This window comes from Jiangella rhizosphaerae, assembly GCF_003579925.1.
GTDB lineage: Bacteria > Actinomycetota > Actinomycetes > Jiangellales > Jiangellaceae > Jiangella > Jiangella rhizosphaerae.
On sequence record NZ_QUAL01000256.1, the window covers coordinates 1 to 1,927 of the forward strand.

Here is a 1,927-nt window from a genome sequence, read left to right on the forward strand (position 1 = left end):
CGGCCATGGTGGCGCCACCGCCGACGGTGACCGTCCGGGCGGCCGGGGTCGCGGGCGAACGCCACGGCCAGGGCCACGCCGGCCCGGTCGGCGCACTGCACGATCAGGCTCGGGCGGCGGTCGATCATCGCGTTGAAGATGGTCCGGGCATCGTCGTAGCCCGGGGAGTCCGGTGTCAGCAGCTCGCCGGCCAGCAGCGAGCGCAGACCGTCGTACGTCGCGTCGTCGCGAATGTCCGTCATCGTTCTGCCCCCCACAACGAATGACTGGGGCCGAACGTACGCCTGCCGCGCACGCGTGACAATGGATGATCGACCGGCGACCCGGCCGGCCCGCTCCGCCCGAGAGGACCCACCCTGAGCACCGCGCCGCACCAGCAGCTTCCCGCCGTCCAGCGGCTCCGCGTCCGGTTCGCCAAGCGCGGACGGCTGCGGTTCACCAGCCACCGCGACTTCCAGCGCGCGTTCGAGCGGGCGTTGCGCCGCGCCGACGTGCCGATGGCCTGGTCACAGGGGTTCACGCCGCACCCGCGGGTGTCCTACGCCGGCGCCGCGCCCACCGGTGCGGCCAGCGAGGCCGAGTACCTCGAGCTGGCGGTCACCCGGGTCTGCGACCCCGAGCAGGTACGGGCCGCGCTGGACGCCGCCCTCCCGCCGGGCCTGGACATCGTCCAGGTCGTCGAGGCCGGTCCCGGAGCGCTGGCCGACCGGCTCCAGGCCTCCAGCTGGGCCATCCAGCTGCCCGGCGCGATCCCCGAGCAGGCCGCCGCGGCCGTGACGGAGTTCCTGGCGGCCGCCTCGGTGCCGGTGGAGCGGCTGACGAAGAACGGCGTACGGCAGCTGGACCCGCGGGCTGCCGTACTGCGGCTGACGGCCGACACCGCCGCCGACCCCGTCACCCTGCGCGCGGTGGTGCGGCACCAGTCGCCCACCGTGCGGCCCGACGAGGTGCTGGCCGGGCTGCGCATCGTGGCCGGGTTCACCCCGCCGCAGCCGCCACGCGCCGTCCGGCTGGCGCAGGGGGCGTGGGACGACGACGCCGGAGTGCTGGCCGACCCGCTCGCCGACGCGCCCGGGCGTCACGACACGTGACATGACGTGACGTGATCTACGGCACACGGTAAGGCGTCGGCGCTGAGCTGCGGCGATGCGGTGCCGACGGCTGCGGCCGGGCGGGTCCGGGGCGGCCGCCGTCACGGTTTCGGGGCGGACATGTGCGATACTCGGAACTGGTCGGGCGGTACACGCCGCCCGGTCCGACGACGTCCTCGCCGACGTCCCGTGTGGTCGACCGCGGTCGCCGCGGAGACGCTCGGCACGCTGGGCCCGCCAGGCGGACCAGCCGCGAGGCGCCCCGTCCAGGGTGCGCCGCCGCGGCGGACGCTGAGCACGGCCCGACGACGCACAGGTCCGGTGGACGTCGCCGATCACAGGCTTTCTCCACCTGTGGCGGCCGTAGCCCGGGCGCTCCAGGTGGCCCGATGCAGTGCCCCGGCAGATGGGCGGCAGCGCGCCGAGCGAGGCGCGGCGCCCCATCCCCGGGCCGACAGGAGTGCACCACATGCAGGAAGACACCCCCGGCTCGTCCGGAGATACCAGCTCGCCAGCGCCGGCTTCGGCCGACCCCATCGGCACCGAGCCGGCCCAGCCGCGTCGGCGCCGCGCCTCCAGCCGAGCCGCCGGCCCGCCGGCCGCCGAGCCCACGTTGCACGACGCCGGTGAGCCGGCGACCAGCGACGACGCCCCGGCCGCGCCGGCACGGAAGACGGCGAAGAAGGCCGCGGCCAAGAAGACGGCCGCGAAGAAGACCGCCAAGAAGGCCCCGGCGAAGAAGGCCGCCAGCCGCAAGGCGGCCGCCGCCGAGGCCGGCGCCGGGCTGCTCGCCGTCGAGGACCCCGTCGCCGAGGCCGCCGCGGCGGAGGCCGCCG

General features: G+C 76.2%; 1 protein-coding gene and 2 pseudogenes. 2 read left to right on the forward strand and 1 reads right to left on the reverse strand.

Annotated elements, in window-relative coordinates; all coding sequences use genetic code 11:
* A pseudogene (locus DY240_RS32300) lies at nt 1–242 on the reverse strand (hypothetical protein); the annotation flags it as partial.
* Between the two features lie 114 nt (nt 243–356).
* Between DY240_RS32300 and DY240_RS22950 the strand changes: the two are divergent.
* Nucleotides 357–1,091, forward strand: a complete 735-nt coding sequence (locus tag DY240_RS22950) for a TIGR03936 family radical SAM-associated protein (RefSeq protein WP_119662100.1) — start codon at nt 357–359, stop codon at nt 1,089–1,091.
* Between the two features lie 469 nt (nt 1,092–1,560).
* Nucleotides 1,561–1,927, forward strand: a pseudogene (locus tag DY240_RS32985) (hypothetical protein); the annotation flags it as partial.